The sequence below is a fragment of the Ruegeria sp. AF3 genome (genome assembly GCF_056536285.1).
In genome coordinates, this window is sequence record NZ_JBQFJM010000002.1 from 44,125 (window position 1) to 67,502 (window position 23,378).

General features: G+C 57.1%; 22 protein-coding genes. 18 read left to right on the forward strand and 4 right to left on the reverse strand.

Features of this window, described 5'->3' with window-relative positions; genetic code table 11:
• Positions 1-64: 64 nt before the first annotated feature.
• The 4 genes from ACR3FC_RS16910 to ACR3FC_RS16925 are packed head-to-tail and all read left to right on the forward strand — an operon-like array spanning position 65 to position 4,059.
• The gene (locus tag ACR3FC_RS16910) at positions 65-1,024 is read left to right on the forward strand and encodes a cytochrome ubiquinol oxidase subunit II family protein (protein ID WP_480477031.1); all 960 of its coding nucleotides are present in this window, start codon (positions 65-67) and stop codon (positions 1,022-1,024) included.
• Entirely contained in the window at positions 1,021-3,111 is a 2,091-nt protein-coding gene (locus ACR3FC_RS16915) for a cbb3-type cytochrome c oxidase subunit I (protein ID WP_480477033.1), read from the forward strand. The genes ACR3FC_RS16910 and ACR3FC_RS16915 overlap by 4 nt, the downstream gene beginning before the upstream one ends.
• Positions 3,108-3,740: a cytochrome c oxidase subunit 3 gene (locus ACR3FC_RS16920; RefSeq protein ID WP_480477035.1), complete on the forward strand. Its 633-nt coding sequence runs from the start codon at positions 3,108-3,110 to the stop codon at positions 3,738-3,740. The genes ACR3FC_RS16915 and ACR3FC_RS16920 overlap by 4 nt, the downstream gene beginning before the upstream one ends.
• The gene (locus ACR3FC_RS16925; RefSeq protein WP_480477037.1) at positions 3,733-4,059 is read left to right on the forward strand and encodes a cytochrome o ubiquinol oxidase subunit IV; all 327 of its coding nucleotides are present in this window, start codon (positions 3,733-3,735) and stop codon (positions 4,057-4,059) included. The genes ACR3FC_RS16920 and ACR3FC_RS16925 overlap by 8 nt, the downstream gene beginning before the upstream one ends.
• Before the next feature lie 74 nt (positions 4,060-4,133).
• On the opposite strand, the gene ACR3FC_RS16930 is transcribed toward ACR3FC_RS16925, so the two are convergent.
• Positions 4,134-4,835 (reverse strand): GntR family transcriptional regulator, encoded by a 702-nt coding sequence (locus tag ACR3FC_RS16930; protein WP_480477039.1) that lies wholly within the window; start codon positions 4,833-4,835, stop codon positions 4,134-4,136.
• Positions 4,836-4,902: 67 nt separating this feature from the next.
• Here ACR3FC_RS16930 and ACR3FC_RS16935 point away from each other — a divergent pair, with 67 nt between their 5' ends.
• The gene (locus ACR3FC_RS16935; RefSeq protein WP_480477041.1) at positions 4,903-5,451 is read left to right on the forward strand and encodes a HutD/Ves family protein; all 549 of its coding nucleotides are present in this window, start codon (positions 4,903-4,905) and stop codon (positions 5,449-5,451) included.
• Here ACR3FC_RS16935 and ACR3FC_RS16940 read toward each other — a convergent pair.
• On the reverse strand, positions 5,448-6,812 hold the full coding sequence (locus ACR3FC_RS16940; RefSeq protein ID WP_480477043.1) for a formimidoylglutamate deiminase: 1,365 nt from the start codon (positions 6,810-6,812) through the stop codon (positions 5,448-5,450). The two genes, ACR3FC_RS16935 and ACR3FC_RS16940, sit on opposite strands and share 4 nt — an antisense overlap.
• Before the next feature lie 82 nt (positions 6,813-6,894).
• Here ACR3FC_RS16940 and hutI point away from each other — a divergent pair, with 82 nt between their 5' ends.
• The 13 genes from hutI (at position 6,895) to ACR3FC_RS17005 (ending at position 21,214) form a co-directional block, all read left to right on the forward strand.
• The gene (hutI, locus tag ACR3FC_RS16945) at positions 6,895-8,103 is read left to right on the forward strand and encodes an imidazolonepropionase (protein ID WP_480477045.1); all 1,209 of its coding nucleotides are present in this window, start codon (positions 6,895-6,897) and stop codon (positions 8,101-8,103) included.
• On the forward strand, positions 8,100-9,638 hold the full coding sequence (gene hutH / locus ACR3FC_RS16950; RefSeq protein WP_480477047.1) for a histidine ammonia-lyase: 1,539 nt from the start codon (positions 8,100-8,102) through the stop codon (positions 9,636-9,638). Before hutI ends, hutH begins: the two co-directional genes overlap by 4 nt.
• The gene (gene hutG / locus ACR3FC_RS16955; RefSeq protein WP_480477049.1) at positions 9,635-10,429 is read left to right on the forward strand and encodes an N-formylglutamate deformylase; all 795 of its coding nucleotides are present in this window, start codon (positions 9,635-9,637) and stop codon (positions 10,427-10,429) included. Before hutH ends, hutG begins: the two co-directional genes overlap by 4 nt.
• A complete protein-coding gene (gene hutU / locus ACR3FC_RS16960; RefSeq protein WP_480477051.1) occupies positions 10,426-12,108 on the forward strand; it encodes a urocanate hydratase in 1,683 nt (560 codons plus the stop codon). The genes hutG and hutU overlap by 4 nt, the downstream gene beginning before the upstream one ends.
• Before the next feature lie 142 nt (positions 12,109-12,250).
• A complete protein-coding gene (nadA, locus tag ACR3FC_RS16965; protein ID WP_480478191.1) occupies positions 12,251-13,300 on the forward strand; it encodes a quinolinate synthase NadA in 1,050 nt (349 codons plus the stop codon).
• 6 nt (positions 13,301-13,306) lie between these two features.
• Positions 13,307-14,875: an L-aspartate oxidase gene (locus tag ACR3FC_RS16970; protein WP_480477053.1), complete on the forward strand. Its 1,569-nt coding sequence runs from the start codon at positions 13,307-13,309 to the stop codon at positions 14,873-14,875.
• Positions 14,872-15,720 carry a carboxylating nicotinate-nucleotide diphosphorylase gene (nadC, locus tag ACR3FC_RS16975; protein ID WP_480477055.1) on the forward strand — a complete coding sequence of 283 codons (849 nt, stop codon included), beginning with the start codon at positions 14,872-14,874 and terminating at the stop codon, positions 15,718-15,720. Before ACR3FC_RS16970 ends, nadC begins: the two co-directional genes overlap by 4 nt.
• 114 nt (positions 15,721-15,834) lie before the next feature.
• Positions 15,835-16,815, forward strand: coding sequence for a biotin synthase BioB (bioB, locus tag ACR3FC_RS16980; protein WP_480477057.1), 981 nt, complete (start codon positions 15,835-15,837; stop codon positions 16,813-16,815).
• Positions 16,812-17,945, forward strand: coding sequence for an 8-amino-7-oxononanoate synthase (locus ACR3FC_RS16985; protein ID WP_480477059.1), 1,134 nt, complete (start codon positions 16,812-16,814; stop codon positions 17,943-17,945). Before bioB ends, ACR3FC_RS16985 begins: the two co-directional genes overlap by 4 nt.
• Entirely contained in the window at positions 17,942-18,562 is a 621-nt protein-coding gene (gene bioD, locus ACR3FC_RS16990; protein ID WP_480477061.1) for a dethiobiotin synthase, read from the forward strand. The genes ACR3FC_RS16985 and bioD overlap by 4 nt, the downstream gene beginning before the upstream one ends.
• A complete protein-coding gene (gene bioA / locus ACR3FC_RS16995; protein WP_480477063.1) occupies positions 18,559-19,845 on the forward strand; it encodes an adenosylmethionine--8-amino-7-oxononanoate transaminase in 1,287 nt (428 codons plus the stop codon). Before bioD ends, bioA begins: the two co-directional genes overlap by 4 nt.
• A complete protein-coding gene (locus ACR3FC_RS17000; RefSeq protein ID WP_480477065.1) occupies positions 19,842-20,462 on the forward strand; it encodes a pimeloyl-ACP methyl esterase BioG family protein in 621 nt (206 codons plus the stop codon). The genes bioA and ACR3FC_RS17000 overlap by 4 nt, the downstream gene beginning before the upstream one ends.
• The gene (locus ACR3FC_RS17005) at positions 20,459-21,214 is read left to right on the forward strand and encodes a methyltransferase domain-containing protein (RefSeq protein WP_480477067.1); all 756 of its coding nucleotides are present in this window, start codon (positions 20,459-20,461) and stop codon (positions 21,212-21,214) included. Before ACR3FC_RS17000 ends, ACR3FC_RS17005 begins: the two co-directional genes overlap by 4 nt.
• Before the next feature lie 123 nt (positions 21,215-21,337).
• Here the strand turns inward: ACR3FC_RS17005 and ACR3FC_RS17010 are convergent, their stop codons facing one another.
• Together ACR3FC_RS17010 and ACR3FC_RS17015 are read right to left on the reverse strand one after the other, a co-directional pair.
• Positions 21,338-22,264, reverse strand: coding sequence for a carbohydrate kinase family protein (locus tag ACR3FC_RS17010; RefSeq protein ID WP_480477069.1), 927 nt, complete (start codon positions 22,262-22,264; stop codon positions 21,338-21,340).
• Between the two features lie 39 nt (positions 22,265-22,303).
• Positions 22,304-23,353, reverse strand: a complete 1,050-nt coding sequence (locus ACR3FC_RS17015; protein ID WP_480477071.1) for a glucokinase — start codon at positions 23,351-23,353, stop codon at positions 22,304-22,306.
• Between the last annotated feature and the right edge of the window lie 25 nt (positions 23,354-23,378).

Here is a 23,378-nt window from a genome sequence, read left to right on the forward strand (position 1 = left end):
TTGAGAAATTTCACCCACTTGCCGATAGTTGGATGGGATCGAGATGAGGAGAGGACAGTCAGCTGTGGCACAAGTCGATACGTCCTATCCATCCTTGCTCAGACTTGCCGCTGTGTTCCTGTTGATCGCTTCGGTGCAACCAGCTTTGGCCAGCGACAGCTTTATGGACCCGCAAGGCCCGATAGCGGTAGTTCAGAAAACGCATTTGCTTCGCGCGACCGTATTGATCCTGTTGGCCGTTATCCCGGTACTGGTGCTGGTCCCGATAATAGCGTTTCGGTATCGCCGCCGAAGCAACCGCATTGCGCCTTACGCACCGAATTGGGATTTCTCGGCCAAGCTGGAATTTGTCATGTGGGGCGTGCCTGTAATAATCGTGGCCCTGCTGTCCTTTTATCTTTGGCAGGCGACGCATCGGCTTGACCCGTATTCGGCACCGTTTGGTGAGGATCCGGCGCTGCGGGTTCAGGTTGTCGGTCTGGATTGGAAATGGCTGTTTCTGTACCCCGATCTCGGGATCGCCACAGTGGGAGAGTTTGGAATTCCGACAAAGCGGCAAATTGCATTGACGCTGACGACCGATACCGTAATGCAGTCTTTTATGATACCCGCGCTGGCTGGGCAGATTTATGCGATGCCGGGCATGACCACCCAGTTACATCTTGTCGCGGATGCGCCGGAAGTGATGCAGGGCGAAAACACTCAGTACAACGGACGGGGCTTTACCAAGCAGAAGTTCCGCACTATCGCGATGAGCGGTGAGGATTTCGACACTTGGGTCGAAAAAGTGCGTAACAACAGCATCCAACTAGATAAGGCAACGTATCGGAAACTGGCCATGCGGACTGACAGGGATGAAGTTCAGGCCGCTTTGGGAACATCTCGGATGCCGGATGATGCGCTCTACTTCACAATAGAAGACGACCTGTTCCGGAATATCCTGAGCCGCTACCACAGCGGTCAGCCTTTACCGATCGAGCTACAGCCTGGAACTGCATCATTTGGGCAGGAGGCGCAAAAATGACGCCGACCGAGACAGGTTTCTTCGGGCGTCTGAGTTGGGACGCTTTTCCGATTGCCGGGTTGATCCAGAACCCAAATACTAATGAGATCGTGGCCAATACAGCCGCAGCTGTTGTGATTATTGGCGTTGTTGTTGTCGTAGGAATGCTGAGCTGGTTTCGTCTGTGGACACCCCTGTGGCGCGATTGGCTGACCAGCGTCGATCACAAGAAGATCGGTGTCATGTATATCGTCTTTGCCATCGTGATGCTGGCACGCGGTGTGCTTGAAGGCGTTGTCATGCGCGCGCAGCAGGCTTCCGGGCCCGGCGACGGTTTCCTCGAAGCCGAACATTTTGCCGAGCTTTTCAGCACTCACGGCACAATCATGGTCTTCTTTGTTGCCGTTCCCTTTGTCTTTGGTGTTGCGAATTACATTGTCCCGCTGATGATCGGCGCGCGCGATGTGGCATTCCCGCGACTAAACCAGATTAGTCTGGGCCTTACGGTTTCGTCAGGCATGATGCTGATGGTGTCGCTGGTGATTGGAGAGTTTTCGACCGGCGGCTGGACAGCCTATCCACCGTATACCGGCGCAACGTTCAATCCAGGTGTTGGACCGGATTACTGGATCTGGGCCATCGTTGTTTCGGGCATTGGCACCTCACTGACCGGTATCAATTTTGCCGTTACCATCTACAAGATGCGCGCTCCGGGCATGACGTTCATGCGTCTGCCGATGTATTGCTGGACAATCATTTGCAGTTCGATCTTGATCGTCTTTGCCATGCCACCTTTGGGTGTCGCCGCGCTGATGCTTGCCGCTGATCGCTATCTTGATTTCCACTTTTTCACAAACGACCTCGGTGGCAACATGATGAACTATGCCAATCTGTTTTGGCTGTTCGGCCACCCCGAGGTTTACCTGCTGGTTTTGCCTGCTTATGGCATCTATTCCGAGGTGTTTGCGACCTTCTCGGCCAAACGGCTTTATGGCTACAACTCGCTTGTCATTGCGACCATGTCGATCGCCGTGTTGTCGTTCACAGTTTGGCTGCACCACTTTTTCACCATGGGTCAAAGCGCGTTGATCAACGCGGTATTTGGTATCGCGACCATGCTGATTGCCATCCCAACCGGCGTGAAAGTCTATGACTGGATGGCGACGTTGTGGCGGGGACGCATTCGGTTCTCGGTGCCGATGCTTTATGGGCTATCATTTTTGATGCTGTTTGCCATCGGCGGGCTGAGCGGCGTGATCCTGGCAAATCCCACCGTAGACTACCAGGTTCACAATACGCTGTTTTTGGTAGCTCATTTCCACAACGCGTTATTGCCTGGCGTGTTGTTCGGATTGTTGGCGGCATACAATTACTGGTTCCCCAAGGCCTTTGGATTCCGACTGAACGAATTCTGGGGCCGGGTTTCTGTTTATTGCTGGACCGGGGGGTTTTTGCTGACATTCATGCCTCTCTACTTCGTCGGGCTGTTGGGCATGCCGCGCCGATCTTTCAGCTATAGCGATCCGTCTTTCCACACTTTCATGATCGTGGCCATCATCGGAGCGATTGTTATTACCTGTGGATTGTTCTCGGTCCTGATCCAGCTATGGGTCAGCATTCGTGACCGCGACCAAACCCGTGTTCCGGTTGGGGATCCCTGGGATGGTCGCACATTGGAATGGTCTATCCCTTCACCGCCTCCCGCTTATAACTTTGCGATCATCCCCAAGGTTTCGGATCGGGATGAGTTCACGGCACAGAAGGCAAAAGGAACGGCCTATCCAACACCAGACGCTTATGAAGATATCGAACTGCCCCGAAACACGGGAATTGGCTTTGTTCTGTGCGTTCTCAGTGGCATATGGATGTTTGCGCTGGTCTGGTGGATCTGGTGGCTTGCGGCGTTAATGACGGTTTTGATGATCCTTGTGGTGATCATCTGGACATTCGATGACAGTACAGAACTCACCATCCCCGCGGAAGAGGTGCGAAGGGACCACGAAGCCTGGCTGGCATTGGTCCACAGCGAAGCGGCGGTTGATCGCGATTATGAAACTTCTCCGGAAAACCGCGGCCTTGCCCGCCCGGATCTGGAGGTGGCGACATGAAGCGCGCGCCCACTCACAGCTATCCCGGTATCAATCTTGGAGAACATCACGCCAGTGCCCACAAGGCAACCGAGGTTGTCACCTTTGGGTTCTGGGTCTTCTTGATGAGTGATCTGGTCTATTTTGGCCTGATGTTTGCGATTTACATAACGATGATCGATGCGCAGGCAGGTGGCCCCGGCCCGCACGAGTTGTTTGATCTGAAAAGTGTCTTTGCGCAGACCCTGATACTGCTGACCAGCAGCCTGACAGTGGGTCTTGCCATGCTGGCGTTGAAGTACAATCTGCCGCGCGGTCGCATTGTCTTATGGTTTGGCGTCACCCTTGCGCTTGGGCTTGGTTTTCTGGTGCTGGAAGTGCGTGACTTCATGGCTATGGCGGATAAAGGCGGCATTCCGCAGCGCAGCGGTTTTCTGTCGGCTTTTTTCGGGTTGGTCCCACTGCATGGTCTGCACGTTGCGACTGGATGCCTTTGGCTGATCGTTTTGGGTATCCAGCTGCGCGTCAAGGGTATGACGGATGTGGTTATCTCGCGCGTGGTGCGACTGGCGTTGTTCTGGCATTTTCTCGATCTGATCTGGATTGGGATCATTACCATCGTGTATTTCGGAGGTCTGACCTATGGATAGGCGCTCTGAAATGCATCGTCGCGAGCGACGGCGCTATGTGATCGGGTATGGTGGCTCACTTTTGCTGACCTTGGCGATGTTTGGCGTGGCGCAGGCTTATGGGATTGAAACGGTTAGTGTTTACTTGACGATCGGGTTGCTTGGATTGGCACAGCTTGTGTTGCAGCTTGTCTACTTCCTCCATATCGACCGTCGGCGCAGCAGCCGCGAAGATCTCCACCTGGTGTTGTTTTCGACACTGGTTCTGATGATCATGATCCTTGGCACCGTCTGGGTTCTGGGTAGTCTGGCCACCCGAATGCACATGCACTTGATGTAGTGCGTACTTGAAACAAGCGGGGTAGCGGATCGAGGTTTTGGCATTCGGCGGGATCACCAATAACGAATACGGCCTCAGTACGTAGTCCGCATTTGATAACCCTGATGAAAGGTCATGCGCACAAAGGTGACCGGGGTTTTTCGAAACCACGTTGTCCGCTCCAACTGGAACAAAGGGGTGCCGGGCGGAACGGAAAGAAAATCCTGAAGCGGACCGATTGCCGGAACAGCTGAGAATGCAATTTCCGCGTTCGAAAAAGGAACCTCGGCCAGCAACCATTCGTTAGGACCGGTGGTCAGAAAGTCTTCATCCATGACGTGCGGTACTGCGGCGGTATTGATCCATCGTTCCTCGTACTGGAAGGGGCGATTATCGGCATGGTGCATACAGCGCAAATGCAGAATTTGCGTACCCTCGGGCAGTCCGAGTTTGGCTTGTAGCCATGCCGGACAATCTATCAGCGTACGGTTGACCAACGCGTATCGGTATTCGGCATTCATATCTTCAATGGTTTGCCGGACTACCGCAATAGGCAGTCGGGCTTGTTTGACCGGTATTGTTACCACACGCGTGCCGCCTTTGCGTTTCCGTGTGACAATACCCTGATCAGCAAGTTCACGCAGAGCGCGATTGACAGTTGCACGAGCACAACCGAACTCGGCGGCAAGCTCCAGTTCGGTAGGCAGCAAGCTGCCTTGCGGCCAGATTCTGGTCTGGATGCGATTCAGAACTTCATCGCGGACATCCTGGAAGCCGACGTTTTTCTGCTCGTTCACATTGTGCTCACTATATTTTTTGAACTTATTAGTATTATGTCTAGGTTAACGGTGAGATGCAAAGAATTTGACCCAGAACCTTATCAGATTGCAGGATTGCGCGGTTACGCAATGGGCCAATGGTGGCGGTATAACAACCGAACTTGCCGCGAAGCGGGTCGGCGAGCACGTCGCCTGGCGTATTAGTGTGGCCCGGATCGATCGGGATGGGCCATTTTCCCGATTTCCAGGGATGTCGCGCGTACACACGATCATCGAAGGGGCAGGGCTTGATTTGCTCGGCGATAGCGGCGTTTTAACGGCACGCCTTTTGCTGCCGCTTTCGTTCGACGGGGCGCTCGCGCTGAATGCGCGGCTGTTGGACGGGCCGTGTCGTGCGTTCAATGTGATCTACGATCCAAAGGACGTCGTTGTGGTAGTGAACGTTTTTGCAAATGATCAGGAATTCGAGGGGGCGGCGGGCGAGTTTATCTTTGTCGCCTCGGGAATGGCCCATATGTCAGACAAAACGCCTCTGGTGGCCGGAGACGCAATGACGCTGAACGCCGCCGTTACGGTCAGGCCCGCTGCTGGTGCCAAGATCCTTCGCGTGAGTTTCAATAAGGCCCCCAGCTAAAGCTCAGCCAGAAGCTCACCTATTGCCCGTTTGTAGTTACGCGCGACCTTATCCCTCATGACGTGATACCCGTTTTGAACCTGATGTCGGCCTGCGGACCAAAGATCAGTAACGACATTATCTTTGGCGGCAAAGACAAAACCATCCAGCAACTGCTGGGGCTGTAATGCGCAAAGGGCAGGGGCTTGGCTGTCAATGGCGACAAGATCAGCCAGCATTCCTTCGGCAATTTGCCCAGCATTGCGGCCTAGCGCCTGCGCGCCGCCAATAGCTGCGCCGCGGTAAAGGGTTTGTCCGACAGAACCTTCACCAACCACCAGCACGTTACGTGACAGGTCGCGCAGTCGTTGCGAATATTCGAGTGTGCGGAGCTCTTCGGTCATGGAAATCAACACGTTGGAGTCTGATCCCACGCCAAAAGCGCCGCCTGCATTCAAATAGACAGGGCCATTGAAAGGCCCATCGCCCAGGTTGGCTTCTGTCACCGGGCACAGACCGGCAACGGCATTGCTGTGGGCCATGGCGCGAGTCTCTTCGTTGGTCATATGGGTTGCGTGGATCAGGCACCAGTTGGAATCAACCGGGGCATTATCCAGCAGCCATTCGACCGGACGCGCGCCAAGGCCAGCCTGAACTTCCTCAACTTCTCTGGGTTGTTCGGCAATGTGAATATGAATTGGACCGGAACTTTGTGATGCTACAACTTGCGCCAGATCGCGCGGACAGGTGGCGCGCAAGGAGTGTGGCGCGATGCCGACGCGACAGTCGTCGGGAAGACTACCGAGCGCATCCCGCGCCTGCGCGACAAGTTCGCAAAAACGGCCCACATCATTGCCAAAGCGTCGCTGCCCGGCCTCCAGCGGTTTTTCTCCAACTCCTGCATAGCTGTACAGAACGGGCAGATGGGTCAGGCCAATTCCGGTCTCGGCGGCGGCGGTCATGATCCGGTCGCTGAGTTCGCAAAGCCTGTCATAGGGCTGCCCGTCCGGTTGGTGGTGCAGATAATGGAATTCCCCGACCGACGCGTACCCGGCCTCCTGCATCTCAACATAGACTTGCGCGGCGATGGCCTGAATTTGGTCAGGGCTCAGGTGGGCTGTGAAACGATACATCAGATCGCGCCAAGTCCAGAAACTGTCACGGCCAGCCAACCGATATTCGGTCATTCCCGCCATGGCGCGCTGAAAGGCATGGCTGTGAAGGTTGCCCAAAGCGGGCAGGAGAGTGTCAACGCAGGTGTCGCCGTTTTGCGCGACCGCGTCGGTTGTCAGATGCGCGATACGACCATTCTTGATCTCGACTCGCAGGTTTTCTGCCCAGCCGGCTGCCAGAAAGGCCCGTTTTGCGAATATGACCGTCATTCCTACCTCCGGTTTTATGAATAGACATATGCCATAAAGACCTGTACCAGAAAAGAGAGAATTGCACCGAAGAGGGATTCGAATGCAAACCCACGATCATCTGTTCACAGATCTGCACGCCGCTACCATGGTTGGTGCGGATGCATACGGATTGATCGAAGACGCGGCGATTGTCGTGCGTGGCGACCGGATTGCATGGGTCGGTCCGAAGATGCAGTTACCGGAAGAATACGCGACGTTCTCTCCAACCTCGCTGGACGGGCGGCTGGTGACGCCGGCTCTGATCGATTGCCATACCCATGTGGTGCATGGCGGCGACCGCGCGGCTGAGTTCGAGATGCGCCTTAACGGTGCCAGCTATGAAGAGGTGGCCCGCGCAGGCGGAGGGATCATTTCGACCGTGAAAGCCACACGTGCGGCCAGTAAAGAGGATTTGATCGCGCAGGCTCTGCCGCGCGTGGACGCGATGATCGCCGAAGGGGTCTCGGTGATCGAAGTCAAATCGGGCTATGGGCTGGATCAAGAAACTGAGTTGACCATGCTGCGCGCCGCGCGGGCCCTGCAGGAAAGCCGCCCGGTGCGCATAGCGACCAGCTTTCTGGGCGCTCATGCTGTACCCGCCGAGTATAAAGACCGGCCCGAGGCGTACATTGCTGAGATTTGCATTCCGACGCTTCGCACGGCTCATGCCGAGGGTTTGGTAGACGCAGTTGACGCATTTTGCGAAGGGATTGCCTTCCTGCCCGACCAACTGGTGCCACTGTTTGACGTTGCCAAGGAACTAGGACTGCCGGTCAAATTGCATGCCGAACAACTGTCCAACCTGGGTGGCGCGAAACTTGCTGCAAGCTATGGTGCGCTTTCTGCCGACCATATCGAGTATTTGGACGAAAGCGGTGTCAAAGCCATAGAAGCGGCAGGCACGGTGGCCGTGATCCTGCCTGGGGCTTTCTACACCCTGCGCGAGACGCAACAACCGCCTGTTGACCTGTTGCGCATGTACGAGGTGCCAATGGCCCTTGCGACCGACTGCAACCCGGGTTCGGCTCCGATGACATCGCTTTTGCTTGCAATGAACATGGGGTGCACTTTGTTTCGAATGACACCTGAGGAAGCTTTGAAAGGAGTCACCGTGAATGCCGCGCGTGCACTGGGCCTGAGAGACTGCGGCAGGATCGTTCAGGGCCTGCGGGCGGATCTGGCCGTCTGGAATGTCACTCACCCGGCCGAGCTTGCCTACCGCATCGGTTTTAATCCCCTTCACGCCCGCATATTCGGAGGCGCATTTTGACCACTCTGACGTTAACTCCCGGTGCTGTATCTCTGGCGCAGCTGGAACAGGTATTCCGCCAGGAATGCGCCGTTCGGCTGGACCCGGTTTGCAGGCCTGCCATAGCCTCGGCGCACGCTCGCATTATTGAGGCGGCGACTGGTCAAGCCGCCGTTTACGGTGTTAATACGGGTTTTGGAAAACTGGCAAGCGTCAAGATCGCGGCCGAGGATACCGCGACGCTGCAACGCAACCTGATCTTGTCCCATTGCTGTGGCGTTGGACCAGCGATCCCGCGTGCTGTTGCGCGGCTCATGATGGCGCTCAAACTGCTCAGCCTCGGACGTGGCGCGTCGGGTGTGCGGTTGGAGCTGATTGACCTGCTGGAAGCGATGCTTGTCGCAGGCGTGACACCGGTGATCCCGGCACAGGGGTCTGTTGGTGCTTCGGGCGATCTGGCACCACTGTCGCACATGGCAGCCGTCATGATGGGCGAGGGTGAAGCTGAGTTTGGCGGTACAGCCATGCCTGGCGGCGACGCACTGGCAGCGGCAGGTTTGACCCCGGTTGAACTTGGCCCCAAGGAAGGGTTGGCACTGATCAACGGCACTCAGTTTTCCACGGCGTTTGCGCTGGCGGGGCTTTTCGGCGCGTGGCGGGCGGCGCAAAGCGCTTTGGTCACTTCAGCCCTGACAACTGATGCGATCATGGGGTCTACCGCGCCTTTGCAACCCGAAATTCACGCCTTGCGTGGTCACCGAGGCCAGATCGAAGCGGGCGCAACCATGCGTGCGCTACTGGCTGGGTCGGTCATTCGCGAGAGCCACCGGGACGGTGATACGCGGGTTCAGGACCCGTACTGCATCCGCTGCCAACCGCAGGTTGTTGGCGCCGCGATGGATGTGCTGCGTCAGGCTTCAGTAACCCTGGAAACCGAGGCCAACGCCGCCACCGATAACCCTCTGGTTCTGGCCGAGGCCGGGTTGATCGTATCAGGCGGAAACTTTCATGCAGAACCGGTCGGATTTGCCGCCGACATGATTGCTCTGGCAGTGGCCGAGATCGGGGCAATTGCGCAGCGACGCATTGCGCTAATCGTCGATCCGGTGCTCAGCTTTGATTTGCCTCCGTTTTTGACGCCCAAGCCCGGTTTGAACTCTGGCATGATGATTGCCGAAGTCACGACAGCCGCGCTGATGAGCGAAAACAAGCATCTGGCCAATCCTTGCGTCACAGATTCAACACCAACTTCGGCCAATCAGGAGGATCACGTGTCAATGGCCGCCCATGGTGCGCGGCGGCTGGGGCAAATGGTGACCAATCTGGAGCGTATCCTTGGGGTCGAGTTGCTGTGTGCAACGCAAGGGGTTGAATATCGCGCGCCGCTGCCAACCAGTGAAAGCCTTCAAGGTGTCATGGCGCGCCTGCGTTCGGTTGTCCCGGCGTTGGAAGATGACAGGTACATGGCAAATGACATCGAAGCAGCCTCGGCCCTTATTGCAAGCGGTGAGATTGCCGAAAGCACCGGTGTGGCCATGCCGGAGCTTGGCGCATGACTGCTCCGGTCGAGGTAGTTCAGGGTGGTAGTCCAATTGTTTTGGGCCTGCCTCACTCGGGCACTTATGTGCCTGCGGCGATTGATGCCAAACTGAATGCTCGGGGTCGGGCGCTGACAGATACGGATTGGCACATCCACATGCTCTACGACGGGCTTTTGCCCGGTGCTACCACGGTGCGGGCCACCTTTCATCGCTATGTGATCGATGCCAATCGTGACCCAGGCGGTACTTCTCTTTACCCTGGCCAAAACACGACGACCTTGGTGCCGCTTACGGATTTCGACGGGCAGGATATCTGGGACATCCTTCCAACTGAAAAAGATACCATTGAACGACGTGACGCATTTCATGCGCCATATCATGCCGCTTTGCTGGCCGAACTGGAAAGGGTGAAGGCGATCCATGGCATCGCTGTGCTGTATGATTGCCACTCAATCCGCAGTCACATTCCTTTTCTGTTCGACGGCGTTTTGCCCGACATGAACATTGGAACAAATAACGGGATGACCTGTGCACCGGAAATCGAAACAATTGCACATGAATTCGCCTCTTCATCCCCTTTCAGCACCGTTTTGAACGGGCGCTTCAAGGGCGGGTGGACGACACGGCACTACGGACGCCCGGATAACGGTATTCACGCGATCCAGATGGAGTTGGCGCAGTCGACCTACCTGACATCAGAAACGCCACCCTGGACTTTTGACACCGCCAAAGCCACCCGTCTCCGGCGTTGGTTGAAAGACATTCTAGACGTCCTCAATGACACAGCATTGGAGCTTGCCCGATGACCGATCCTCGCAAAAACACCCGTGACATCTTTCCACCCACCGGACCTGAACTGAACGCCAAAAGCTGGATGACCGAAGCGCCGTTGCGGATGATGATGAATAACCTGCATCCTGACGTGGCCGAAAACCCGCATGAGCTGGTGGTCTATGGCGGGATTGGCCGCGCGGCACGGACGTGGAAGGATTTTGACACCATCGTTGCCAGCCTGAAAGATCTGGAAGAGGATGAAACTCTGGTCGTCCAGTCCGGCAAGCCGGTTGCCATTGTTCGCACCCATAGCGATGCACCCCGCGTATTGATTGCAAACTCGAACCTTGTGCCGCACTGGGCCAATTGGGACCACTTCAACGAGCTCGATAAGAAAGGTCTGATGATGTACGGCCAGATGACCGCTGGCTCGTGGATCTATATTGGTACACAGGGCATCGTGCAGGGCACTTATGAAACCTTTGCCGAGGCCGGGCGTCAGCATTATGGCGGTGACCTGACAGGTAAGTGGATCCTGACCGGGGGGCTGGGTGGAATGGGCGGCGCGCAGCCTCTGGCCGCTGTCTTTGCAGGGGCTTGTTGTCTGGCCGTGGAATGCAACCCGGACAGCATCGACTTTCGCTTGCGCACTAAATATCTGGACGAGAAGGCCGAGACGCTGGATGAAGCGCTGGCATTGATTGATCGCTGGACCAAGGCGGGCGAAGCGAAATCTGTTGGTCTGTTGGGAAATGCCGCTGAAATCTTCCCGGAAATATACGCTCGGATGCAAGCTGGCGGGATGCGCCCCGATATTGTCACGGATCAGACCAGTGCCCACGATCCGGTAAATGGCTACCTGCCGCTTGGTTGGACCATGGCGCAATGGAAAGACAAGCGCGAAAGTGAACCGAAGGCGGTCGAAAAGGCTGCACGTGCTTCGATGAAGCAGCACGTCGCTGCAATGGTGGACTTCTGGAACGCGGGCGTGCCGACGTTGGATTACGGTAACAACATCCGACAGGTTGCGCAGGATGAAGGGTTGGAGAACGCCTTTGCCTTCCCCGGCTTCGTGCCCGCCTATATTCGCCCGCTGTTTTGTCGGGGTATCGGACCCTTCCGCTGGTGTGCGTTGTCCGGTGACCCTGAAGATATCTACAAGACCGACGCCAAGATGAAGGAACTGTTCCCCGACAATACCCATCTGCACAACTGGTTGGACATGGCGCAGGAGCGTATTGCGTTTCAGGGCTTGCCAGCGCGGATCTGCTGGATCGGGCTGGGAGATCGCCACAAGGCTGGGCTGGCGTTCAACGAGATGGTTAGAAACGGCGAATTGAAAGCTCCGGTCGTCATCGGCCGAGACCATCTCGACAGTGGCTCTGTTGCCTCACCCAACCGCGAGACCGAGGCGATGAAGGACGGTTCGGATGCTGTTTCGGACTGGCCGCTGCTGAACGCGCTTGTCAATACGGCGTCGGGTGCGACCTGGGTTTCGCTGCATCATGGTGGCGGGGTTGGTATGGGCTTCAGCCAGCATGCGGGCGTCGTCATCTGTGCAGACGGAACAGATGCCGCGGCCAAGCGATTGGAACGGGTGCTCTGGAATGATCCCGCGTCAGGTGTCTGGCGTCACGCGGACGCAGGGTACGAGGACGCGAAAGCCTGCGCGCGTGAACATGGGCTGCGATTGCCGGGCATTTTGGGCTGACTACCACGCCAACCTTTGTTTTGTCCGTTTGCCTTAGCGCTAACGTCACATTTTCCGGTTTCGAACCGGTACTGTTTCGGCTAGGGCTAAGCCGTTCAGCAGCCCCGAGGGGTTGAAGGCAACTGACAAAGGTGGCTACCCGTTGCTCGATATTGCACATGTCCGCTCGGTGATTTCGGACGTTTATGACCTTGCCCCATCGGCCTCTCTGGCCAATGAGATGAAAGACACGTTTGCCCGCATGGATCGCGTGGTCAGCCCACCAGATTGGGCGATCTACGCGCCTTACGTGCGGGCCATCAATACGCTCAAGAAAGAACGTAACGCCGTGATCCTTGGGCACAATTACATGACGCCCGAGATTTTTCACGGTGTGTCCGATTTCGTTGGGGACAGTTTGCAGCTTGCGATCAAGGCCAGTGAGGTCGAAGAAGATGTGATCGTTCAGGCCGGTGTTCATTTCATGGCCGAGACATCAAAGATCCTCAGCCCTCAGAAGACTGTTCTGATGCCCGACATGGATGCCGGTTGTTCGTTGGCAGAATCGATCACCGCTGAGGGAATCGATGAAATGCGCGCCAAGTACCCCGGCGCGCCGGTTGTGTCCTATGTAAACACCACTGCCGAGGTCAAAGCAGCTTCGGATATCTGCTGCACCTCTTCGAACGCGCTTCAGATCGTGAACGCCATGGAAAGTGATACGGTCATCATGACACCGGATCAGTATCTGGCGCAAAATGTTGCCAATCAAAGCCACAAGAACGTGGTGTATTGGCCTGGCTCTTGCATCGTGCACGAACAATACACGGCACAGGACTTGCGCGACTTCCGCGAATGGAACCCGGGAACACGGCTGATTGCGCATCCTGAATGCCCGCCGGATGTGGTGGCCGAGGCAGACTATTCCGGTTCGACCAGCGGCATCATCAAATACGTGCATGATGAAAAGCCGAAAAAGGCGATGCTGATCACCGAGTGTTCGATGGCATCCAACATTGCCGATGAATTGCCCGAGGTCGAATTTGTCGGGCCATGCAACATGTGCCCGTATATGAAGAAGATCACGCTTGAAAAGATCCTCTACGCCCTGCACACGATGGAAGGGCAGGTCGAGGTCGCCGAAGATGTGGCTGAAAAGGCGCGCAAATCCGTTCAGGCGATGATCGATCTGTCCCGCAAGCTTGGCATTTGATCTGAAATGACCAAAGTCACCACGGATCGCGTCATTATTGTGGGGGCTGGCATCGGTGCGCTTTATGCAGCACTGAAGCTCGCGCCGCGACCAGTGGTTGTAATCTCACCCGATGTTTTGGGTGAAGGTGCAAGTTCCTCATGGGCGCAAGGCGGTGTGGCCGCAGCAATGGATTTGTCGGACAGCCCGGAAAGCCACAGCCTGGACACCGTAATGGCTGGCGCTGGCATAGTCGTTCCGGCTGTTGCCGATCTGGTCACGCGCGAGGCGCGTCAATATATCCTCGACCTGACGACATTGGGCACGCCATTCGATCGCACCAAGGATGGCAGTTATGTGTTGTCACGCGAAGCGGCGCATAGCTTCGCGCGTGTCGTACGGGTGAAAGGGGATCAGGCAGGTAGTGAAATCATGGCTGCCCTGATCGAACGGGTGCATGAAACGCCCTCGGTTCAGGTGTTGGAAGGTGTCCTTGCCACGGCGCTGGACGTATCCAACGGTCGGGTGACTGGTGTCACAGTTCAGGACGCATCAGAAACGGGGTCCGAGCCCGTTACGCTCAGCGGGCCTGCTGTGTTGCTTGCCGGGGGTGGCTCTGGCGGGTTGTATGCCTTGACGACCAACCCGGCGCGCATTCGCGGGCAGGTCATCGGGATGGCCGCGCGTGCTGGTGCACTTATTGCTGACGCCGAATTCGTTCAGTTTCATCCGACGGCAATGGATGTTGGCGAAGATCCGGCACCGCTGGCAACCGAAGCATTGCGCGGCGAAGGGGCGACCCTGATCAACAATAAGGGTGAGCGGTTCATGTTATCCGTTCATCCGGACGCAGAACTCGCCCCGCGAGACGTCGTCGCACGTGCAATTTTTGCCGAAGCGCAGGCAGGTAACCGACCCAAGCTGGACACCCGCACCGCATTGGGCTCGAAGATAACGGACCTGTTCCCGGCAGTTGCTGAATACTGCACGCGCAATGGCGTCGACCCGGTCAACGAACCGATTCCGGTCGCACCGGCAGCGCATTATCACATGGGCGGTATTGCCACCGACACTGACGGTCGCGCGACACTTGACGGGCTTTGGGTCTGCGGCGAGGCATCTTCGACAGGCCTTCACGGTGCCAACCGGTTGGCCTCGAACGGGTTGCTTGAGGCGCTTGTCTTTGCACGCATCTGCGCCGAAAGTATCGGGGCATCCGTTCCGGTGGTGTCAAATGCCGACCCCGTTGCATTGCAGTTTGTTCAGGTAATGTCCCCGGACACAACAAAATCTATCCAGGAGTTGCGCGAAACCATGACGCGCGACGTGGGCGTTGTCCGGGACCGGGCGGGCCTAATCCGTGCTCTGCAAACTATAGCGCAGTTGGAGGCGCAGCACGATGCCTGCCCGTCATTTCGCAACATGTGTGCAACCGCGACCTTGATCGCTGCCGCAGCCTTGCAGCGCGAAGAAAGCCGCGGTGCGCACAAGCGATCCGACTTTCCAAAAGCCAATGATGGGCCCGGAGAGCGGTCCCGGATGTATTTGTCCGAAGCAATGAGCATTCGGGCCAAAGCCTGCGAGGAACTGTCATGACATATGCAATCCTGCCGGATCTGATTCTGGAACCCGTGGTCCGCGCTGCGCTGATGGAGGATCTGGGAAGCTACGGTGATGTGACAACCCGTGCCGTTATCCCACAGGAAACAACCTATACAGCCAGACTGAACGCGCGCGAAAACGCTGTCGTGTCGGGGATGCAAGTTGCTGCAATCGCGTTCCGGCTTGTGGATCCGTCGCTTGAGGTTGACATGCGGATCAAGGATGGTTCGCGTTGCGCACGCGGTGATACGCTGATGACCATCAAGGGCTCTGCCGCATCGATCCTGTCCGGCGAACGTGTCGCTCTGAACTTTGCCGGTCGCCTGACGGGTATTGCCACAATGACAGCCGCATTTGTGGAGCAGACCAACGGCACAACAGCCCGTATGACCTGTACACGCAAGACAACGCCAGGTCTGCGCATCGTGGAAAAACAGGCCGTGCTGCACGGTGGCGGTTTCAACCACCGCTATTCCTTGTCAGATGCGATCCTGATCAAGGACAATCACATTGCTGCGGCAGGCGGCATCCGTAAGGTTCTTGAAGCCGCTAAGGCAAAGGCCAGTCACATGATGGCGGTCGAGATTGAGGTTGATCGACTGGACCAGCTTGCCGAAGTGCTGGACGTTGGCGGGGCTTCGGTTGTTTTACTGGACAACATGGACAATGACATGCTGCGCGAAGCGGTTGCCATGGTGGGCGGGCGGTTGAAGACTGAAGCCAGCGGCAACGTGACCTTGGAACGGGTCGCATCGATCGCGGCGACAGGGGTTGATTACATCTCGTCCGGTGCCTTGACGCATTCTGCCCGCACCGTCGATCTGGGGCTCGATTTCTGAAGGCGCGGCATTTCCGCTTGATTTAAGATCGTTTGCGCCAACACAGTTGCGTATTCAAGTTTTATCGATAATAAATCCACAGCAACGCAAGCTGCAGAGAGTTTTATAGATAAAATGATCATCCCACACTCCGGCTGGACCCGTAAAACTGCGCAAGCTATTCACGATCTTCCGCTGATGGATCTTTTGTTTCGTGCGCAGACCGTGCATCGCGAAAACTTTGATCCGAACCAGATCCAGACCTCGAAGCTATTGTCGATCAAGACTGGTGGCTGCGCCGAGGATTGCGCCTATTGCTCGCAATCAGCCCGCAATGGATCAACCTTGCCCGCATCGAAGCTGATCGAGGTTCAGAGCGTTCTGACCGAGGCCAAGAAAGCCCGCGATGGTGGCGCGACCCGGTTCTGCATGGGGGCGGCGTGGCGCGAGCCAAAGGCGCGTGACATGGATGCGCTGGTCGCGATGGTCGAGGGCGTCAAGGAACTGGGCATGGAAACCTGCATGACGCTGGGTATGCTCGACGACACCCAGGTGGTTCAGCTGCGCGACGCCGGTTTGGACTATTACAATCACAACATTGACACCTCGGAACGCTATTACTCCGAAGTCATCACCACCCGTACTTTTGCGGATCGGATTGACACGATGAACCGGGTACAGGAAGCCGGGATCAAGGTTTGCTCGGGTGGCATTCTGGGGATGGGTGAACATACTGGCGACCGTATCGACATGTTGCTGACATTGGCCAACATGACGCCTCCACCTGACTCGGTGCCGATCAATATGTTGATGCCGCAGGCTGATACCCCGCTTGCCGACGCCGAGCCGATTGACCCGATCGACTTTGTGCGGATCATTGCAACGGCCCGCATTCTGATGCCCAAGTCCTATGTGCGGCTTTCTGCCGGGCGCAGCGACATGAGTGACGAGATGCAGGCGATGTGCTTTTTCGCCGGTGCCAACTCGATCTTTGTTGGCGAAACGCTTTTGACAGCAGAAAACCCCGAAGAAGACACCGACGCGGTCCTGTTTGCGAAACTTGGTCTTCAGGCCGAAAAAGCCGAAACGCGAAACTGCACGGAAGCTGCCGAATGAAAGCAGTCAACCGACTGGAATCGATGCTTGATGCGCTTCAAGCCCGGCACCGCCGCCGGGCCTTGATCTCGACGCAAGGGCTGGATTTCGCGTCGAATGACTATCTGGGTCTTGCTGGATCTCAAGTGTTACAGCGCGCGGCGCATGACGCGCTGTCGCGGGGTGTGCCTGTAGGTTCGGGAGGTTCGCGTCTGTTGCGGGGCAACCACCCTGAACATGAAGCGCTGGAGCGGGAAGCGGCCGCATTCTTTGGAGCTGAGGCCGCGCTGTTCATGGGAGGCGGGTTCCAGGCCAATCAGGCGATCTTCTCCACGTTGCCAGCGGCTGAGGACTTGGTCCTTTATGACGCGCTGGTTCACGCGAGCGCCCATGAAGGTATGCGGGCCAGCCGTGCAGACCTGCGTACCTTTCGCCACAATGACGTTGCGGATGCACTCAACGTATTGCGCGACTGGCAATCTACAGGCGGTTCGGGTCAGGTCTGGATTGCCGTCGAAAGCGTGTATTCCATGGAAGGTGATCTGGCGCCGCTGGAAGACCTGTCCGTACTTGCGCGCGAAGCTGATGCGGTTTTGGTTGTTGATGAGGCCCACGCAACCGGCGTTTTCGGAGAGCGAGGCAGGGGTCTTGCGCATGACCTGAACGCTGATCTGCTGACATTGCATACCTGCGGTAAAGGGCTTGGTGTTTCAGGCGGGCTGATCTGCGGTCCGCGCGTGATGATTGATACCCTGATCAACCGGGCTCGTCCCTTCATCTTTGCGACCGCTCCGTCGCCTTTGAACGCTTCTCTGGTTCGTGCTGCGCTACGGGAACTGGCCGAGGATGTCAGCCTGATTGAAGGCGCGCATGAACGTATGCGCCATGCCCATGACGCCGCACGGCAACTGGGGTTGCCCGCAGCCGCGTTGAACAGCCAGATCATCCCGGTTGTACTGGGAGATGACGAGCGCACAATGGCGATGGCGGCCACTTTGCAGCAGCAGGGTTTTGACGTTCGGGGTATCCGCCCGCCTACTGTCCCAAAAGGCACATCCCGGTTGCGCGTCTCGATTACCGGAAATGTCACCCTTCAGGATATCTCGGCCCTGTTTTCAACCATCACAATCTGTCAGTCGGAGGCCGCATGAGCGCGCTGATCGTTACCGGAACCGACACAGGTGTTGGAAAAACCGTGTTTTCGGCTGGTCTGGCGGCAGCTTTGCAGGCCCAGTACTGGAAACCTGTTCAGTCTGGTCTTGAGGATGCAACAGACACTGAAACCGTGAGCGCGCTGAGTGGTGCCGAAGTCCTGCCCGAAGCGTACCGGCTGAACATGCCCGCTTCACCGCATCTGTCTGCCGAAGACATGGGCGTTGAGATTGACCTCTCGCGTCTTGAAATTCCGAAAGTGGACGGGCCTCTTGTTGTCGAAGGCGCAGGGGGCCTTATGGTGCCGCTGAACCGCCAGTCGTTCTTTCTGGACCTGATTGCCGGATGGCAGGCTCCGGTTGTTCTTGTTGCGCGCACCGCCTTGGGAACGATCAACCACACCACATTGTCTCTGATGGCGCTTCGGGCTGTTGGCTGCGAGGTAGTCGGCGTCGCATTCGTGGGTGACCCCGTGCCGGACGTAGAGCAAACCATCGTCGAGATGTGTAAAGTGCATCATCTGGGACGCCTGCCATATCTGAGCGACCTGACACCGCAGAGCCTGAACAGCGCATTTTCGGCAATCGATGTGGCGACCATTCGGAGGTTCCTGTGACCCCGTTGGAATTTGATGCGCGCCATCTGTGGCACCCTTATACACATGTGCTTGAACCCGGCCCGATGCACCTGATTACCGGGGCAGAAGGTGTCTGGCTGACGCGTGCTGATGGCGTCAGAATGATCGACGCAATGTCGTCCTGGTGGTGTACGGTGCATGGGCACAGGCACCCGGCCATCATCGATGCGATGCAAAAGCAGCTGAATACACTGCCGCATGTGATGTTTGGCGGTCTGACCCACGAACCCGCCGTGGAACTTGGCCGCAGGTTGGTCGACCTTCTGCCAGATGGCCTGGATCGCATTTTCTACAGCGACAGCGGCTCGGTCGCGATCGAAGTCGCGTTGAAGATGGCAGTCCAGTACCAGATTGCCAAAGACCGGGGCGAACGGTCTGAATTTGCCACGATCCGGGGTGGCTATCATGGCGACACATGGAAGGCGATGAGCGTTTGTGATCCCGTCAACGGGATGCATGGCCTATTTCGCGGTGCGTTGTCGATCCAGCACTTTCTGCCACGCCCTCACATTCAATTTGGCGATGTGTGGCTCGACGATCCTTCCAAGAACGGGTTGGAGGCGCTGGAGGCGCTGCTGAACGACAAAGGCAACAGGATCGCCGCACTGATCCTTGAACCGGTGGTGCAGGGCGCAGGTGGGATGTATTTCTATCACCCCGCCTGGTTACGTGGGGCGCGTGGCTTGTGTGATGCGCATGACGTTTTGCTGATCTTCGATGAGATCGCGACCGGATTCGGACGCAGTGGCGAGATGTTTGCAATGGATCACTCCGGGGTGGTTCCGGATATCCTGTGTCTTGGCAAGGCGCTGACCGGTGGGCATATCACCTTGGCCGCCACTATCGCGACTGAGGCCGTCGCTCGCGGGATCGGTGAAAGTGAGGCCGGAGTTTTGATGCACGGTCCCACCTACATGGCCAACCCTCTGGCTTGTTCGGCAGGGGTGGCGAGCCTCGACCAGTTGCAACAGCGAAACTGGAAGCAGGAAGTTGCATCAATCTCGCAGCAGATGAAGGCCGAACTCGCGCCCGCACGCAATTTGCCCGGTGTTACAGATGTGCGCGTGCTCGGCGCAATTGGCGTCATCGAGATGGATGAGCGGGTCGACCCCTCCATCGCACATGGGTTGGCTACGGAAACCGGTGTGTGGTTGCGCCCGTTTGCTCGCAATATTTATTGCATGCCTCCCTATGTTATTTCACCTGACGAACTGAGCAGGGTAACGTCCGCGATGCTTGCTCTGGCTGGGGGGCAGAAATGAAAAGCCGTTGGCTGGCGCAATCAGATGACAGTACTCTGACCCTTGTGTTTGGTGGATGGGCACTGGGCGATGCTCCGTTCCGGGGTCTTACGGGGGGCGGAAATACTCTGTTGGTGGAAGGCTACATCAGTCTCGATGATCCCCTGCCTGATCTCGCCCGTTTCGATCACATTGATATGCTGGCCTTTTCCTTCGGTGTCTCGTCGGCTGCGCATTGGCTGGCGTGCTCGGGCTTTCGTCCCGACCGATTGATCGCCATCAGCGGCACTTTGCACCCTGCGTGCCCGGAACGTGGTATTGCGCCCGACATGATCAAGGCAACAGCGGCTCAGCTTTCCGAGCGCAGCTTCGCCAAGTTCTGCCGCCGTGCAGGTTTGCCAAGTGAGCCCCCGGAACTGGACATCGCAGCGGCGCAACAGGAGCTTTTTGCCGTGATCCAACGCGGGCCTGCCCCTGATCCGGGTTTTGACAGGGTGTGGATACCCACAAACGACCGGATCATTCCGACATTGGCGCAAGAAGCCGCATGGGCCTCAACCTCGGCCCGCGTCGAGCGTGTGGCGGCGCCGCACGTACCATTCCTACCGGGGCAAAGTTGGGCGAGTTGGGTATCATGACAGCGCAACTGGCAGACAGGGTGCAGCGGAGCTTTAGCAGAAGCTTTCAAACCTACCACGACACAGCAAGTCAACAAGCCTGGGTCGCAGGCAAGCTGGTGTCTGAACTGCGTCGTGCCGGAGCTCCGGACCGCTTTGAAACTGTCTTCGAGCTGGGATGTGGCACAGGGCATCTGACCCGTCTGATGCGACAAAGCTTTCACCTGCCAAACTTCATATTGAACGACATCGCACCACAGGCTCAGGCAACAGCGGATGCGGAAAAGGCCACGTTCATTGCCGGTGATGCGCGTGAAGTTCACTGGCCCTCCCGGATTGATCTGATCGCCTCGGCTTCGATGATCCAATGGATGGAAAGCCCGTTGCAATTGCTTCACAGAGCGATGGACGCGCTAGAGCCCGGCGGGTGGTTAGCGGTTTCGGGTTTTGGCCCCCAGCAATATCGAGAGCTTAGCGCGATCGGATCAACAGCGCGTGCACCGGGTCTTACTACTCCGGCTGCTCTTGCCGCTGCTGTCGACGGCCCAATGCAGGTATTGGCCGTTGGTGAAAGCCTGAGGCGAACCTACTTCGATACGCCCCGCGAGGTTCTTAGGTATTTGCGAAGAACAGGTGTAAACGGCAGGGCGCAAGGAACATGGACCAAGTCCACGCTGGCTCGGTTCGAAAACGTATACGCTAAGGAGTTCGGCACGGATCGCGGGGTCTCGTTGACATATCATCCCGTGTGGATCATTGCCCGGAAGCGATAGATACTTTTCTGCCGTGGCCTAACGTAGTTTATGAGACTGCCAGGCGGTCGCAAACTCCGCAGCCACGGCCCTCGGACTTGATGCGATTGTCACCAGTTCGTTTTTTCGGGTTTTTGCCGACAATCAAATCTCATGTGCCCAGGGCGGTTCTGCCCCGGCGCGTGATACTGTTACTGCGGCAACAGTTGCGCCCAACGTCATGGCCGCCCGCAAGCTTTCGGAGGTCAGATTGCGCAGCCCCTGCTTTGTCAAATTCCCTGCGCGGCTGAGTTCGGTCAAAACCCCAGCATTAAACGTGTCGCCCGCGCCGATTGTGTCGACAACCTGAACAGGTTTCACCGGAACCGAAACCTTGGAACCATCGGCCAGGTACCCATTCGCTCCGTCGCCACCCCTGGTCACGATGAGGGCTGACGGACCGGTTTGCAACAAAAGAGACGCTTTGGCACCCTCGGGTTCGGCTCCCGGGATGATCCAGTCAAGATCCTCGTCTGAAACCTTCACAATATCGGACTGTGCGATCATGCGGTTCAGGCGGGTCCGATACCGGGTCTGGTCCTTGATGAATCCCGGTCGGATATTCGGGTCCAACATCACTGCGCGATCCGCTCCGTGGCGATTCAGAAGTGAGGCATAGGCATCCGCGCAGGGTTCACATGCCAGGCTGATACCCCCAAGATACAGGGCGGACACGGCTGTTAGCTGGTCCGGCATGTCCTCGGGTTGCAGCATTCGTCCGGCGGTGTTTTCATCGACAAAGCTGTAAGTGGCGTGACCGTCTTTTAGCTGTACGAAGGCAAGGGTCGTGGGGCGGTCAGAGACAATCACATGTGACGTGTCAACATGGCTTGAATTCAGCGCCTTTGTAATTTGTTGGCCAAACATGTCAGACGACACGCCGGTCAGCATTCCGACGGAAACACCCAGACGACCGACTGCGACCGCCGTGTTCAATATCGCCCCACCTGTGTGCGGTACAAATCCTTGTTCGCCCGACACTGTCGGCTCGGAAATCATGTCGATCAGGGCTTCACCACAGCACAGGATCATTTCGTAGTCCTTTTCAGAGTATTTTGTCAGGGAGACTTGTTATCGCATCAAAGCGTTCTTGCAGAAATTGTTCGCCCCGATGATGCCGAACTCTGCTTGCTCGGAGACATACAGGTTCAACGAGCGGCGCAGCTCGCTGAAACGGCCACCGCCGTTGAACGCTTCCCGGAACTCTTCGCCGAATAACCAGCGATTCTTTTCCGCGACGCCGCCAACAAGAAACACTCCGCCCGAAGGCATCAGTGTGACAGCCATGTCGCCCATCAAAGCCCCCAGATGGGTGTTGAAAATCCGAGCGGCTTGTACCGCGATGGGGTCAGAACGGTCGCGGGCATCGAGTAGAATGTCTTTCGCCGAGCGCGTTGGTGTCTGTATATGGCCTGCCGCCAGCCCGATCGCCTGATATAGGATAGGCAAGCCCGTACCGCTCAGGAACATCTCAGCTTCCAGTGCGAGGCTGTCACCAAAAAAACACTCAGGCGCAATGCTGCGGGCTGCTTCAAAGATGTCAACTTCGTCGCGGTGACGCGGATACAGACCCACATGACCACCTTCACCGGAGACTGTGTGATAGTGGCCCTCGGAAAACAGCAACGCTCCCACGCCAAGCCCGGTGCCAGGACCCACCACCAATCGCGTGCCTGCGGGCGGTGTCGCGTGACCTTGCAAGACGGCAACATCTTTCTGGGTTACTTCTGCCACCGACCACGCGGCAGCGGTGAAATCATTGATTACAAACGTATGGCTGGCACCGGTGGCTTTTGCCAATTCGGCCTCGGACAGGTCCAGATTGGCATTTGTCAGCCGAATCGTGCCGTTCCGGACAGGGCCTGCGCCCGCCGCCACGACCGCCTGTGGATTTGTTCCGATTTCATCCCGAAGCGCGTGAAACGCTTCCAGCAGATCTTCCAGTGTCCCCGTTGGGCGCTTGCGCAGGTCTGTCAGCTCTCCGTTCGTAACCACGCCCAGCCGCGTGTTGGTGCCCCCTATGTCAGCTACCAGATTCCAATGCTCATGCACCGCACCGAATGGTTGCGCTAACGGCTGAGAGACGTTCTGACCCCCGGAATGGGCAGACTTTAGCGCCATGAAAGACGCTTTGGGTGTTCTCTCA

Excerpts from the sequence above, each read along its gene's own strand:
- nadC (WP_480477055.1), top strand. The coding sequence starts at position 14,872 with ATGACATATGCAATCCTGCCGGATCTGATTCTGGAACCCGTGGTCCGC.
- ACR3FC_RS16940 (WP_480477043.1), bottom strand. The coding sequence starts at position 6,812 with ATGACGGTCATATTCGCAAAACGGGCCTTTCTGGCAGCCGGCTGGGCA.
- bioD (WP_480477061.1), top strand. The coding sequence starts at position 17,942 with ATGAGCGCGCTGATCGTTACCGGAACCGACACAGGTGTTGGAAAAACC.
- ACR3FC_RS16985 (WP_480477059.1), top strand. The coding sequence starts at position 16,812 with ATGAAAGCAGTCAACCGACTGGAATCGATGCTTGATGCGCTTCAAGCC.
- ACR3FC_RS16925 (WP_480477037.1), top strand. The coding sequence starts at position 3,733 with ATGGATAGGCGCTCTGAAATGCATCGTCGCGAGCGACGGCGCTATGTG.
- hutU (WP_480477051.1), top strand. The coding sequence starts at position 10,426 with ATGACCGATCCTCGCAAAAACACCCGTGACATCTTTCCACCCACCGGA.
- ACR3FC_RS16920 (WP_480477035.1), top strand. The coding sequence starts at position 3,108 with ATGAAGCGCGCGCCCACTCACAGCTATCCCGGTATCAATCTTGGAGAA.
- ACR3FC_RS17015 (WP_480477071.1), bottom strand. The coding sequence starts at position 23,353 with ATGGCGCTAAAGTCTGCCCATTCCGGGGGTCAGAACGTCTCTCAGCCG.
- ACR3FC_RS17010 (WP_480477069.1), bottom strand. The coding sequence starts at position 22,264 with ATGATCCTGTGCTGTGGTGAAGCCCTGATCGACATGATTTCCGAGCCG.
- ACR3FC_RS16915 (WP_480477033.1), top strand. The coding sequence starts at position 1,021 with ATGACGCCGACCGAGACAGGTTTCTTCGGGCGTCTGAGTTGGGACGCT.
- hutG (WP_480477049.1), top strand. The coding sequence starts at position 9,635 with ATGACTGCTCCGGTCGAGGTAGTTCAGGGTGGTAGTCCAATTGTTTTG.
- ACR3FC_RS17000 (WP_480477065.1), top strand. The coding sequence starts at position 19,842 with ATGAAAAGCCGTTGGCTGGCGCAATCAGATGACAGTACTCTGACCCTT.
- ACR3FC_RS16970 (WP_480477053.1), top strand. The coding sequence starts at position 13,307 with ATGACCAAAGTCACCACGGATCGCGTCATTATTGTGGGGGCTGGCATC.
- hutI (WP_480477045.1), top strand. The coding sequence starts at position 6,895 with ATGCAAACCCACGATCATCTGTTCACAGATCTGCACGCCGCTACCATG.
- bioB (WP_480477057.1), top strand. The coding sequence starts at position 15,835 with ATGATCATCCCACACTCCGGCTGGACCCGTAAAACTGCGCAAGCTATT.
- ACR3FC_RS17005 (WP_480477067.1), top strand. The coding sequence starts at position 20,459 with ATGACAGCGCAACTGGCAGACAGGGTGCAGCGGAGCTTTAGCAGAAGC.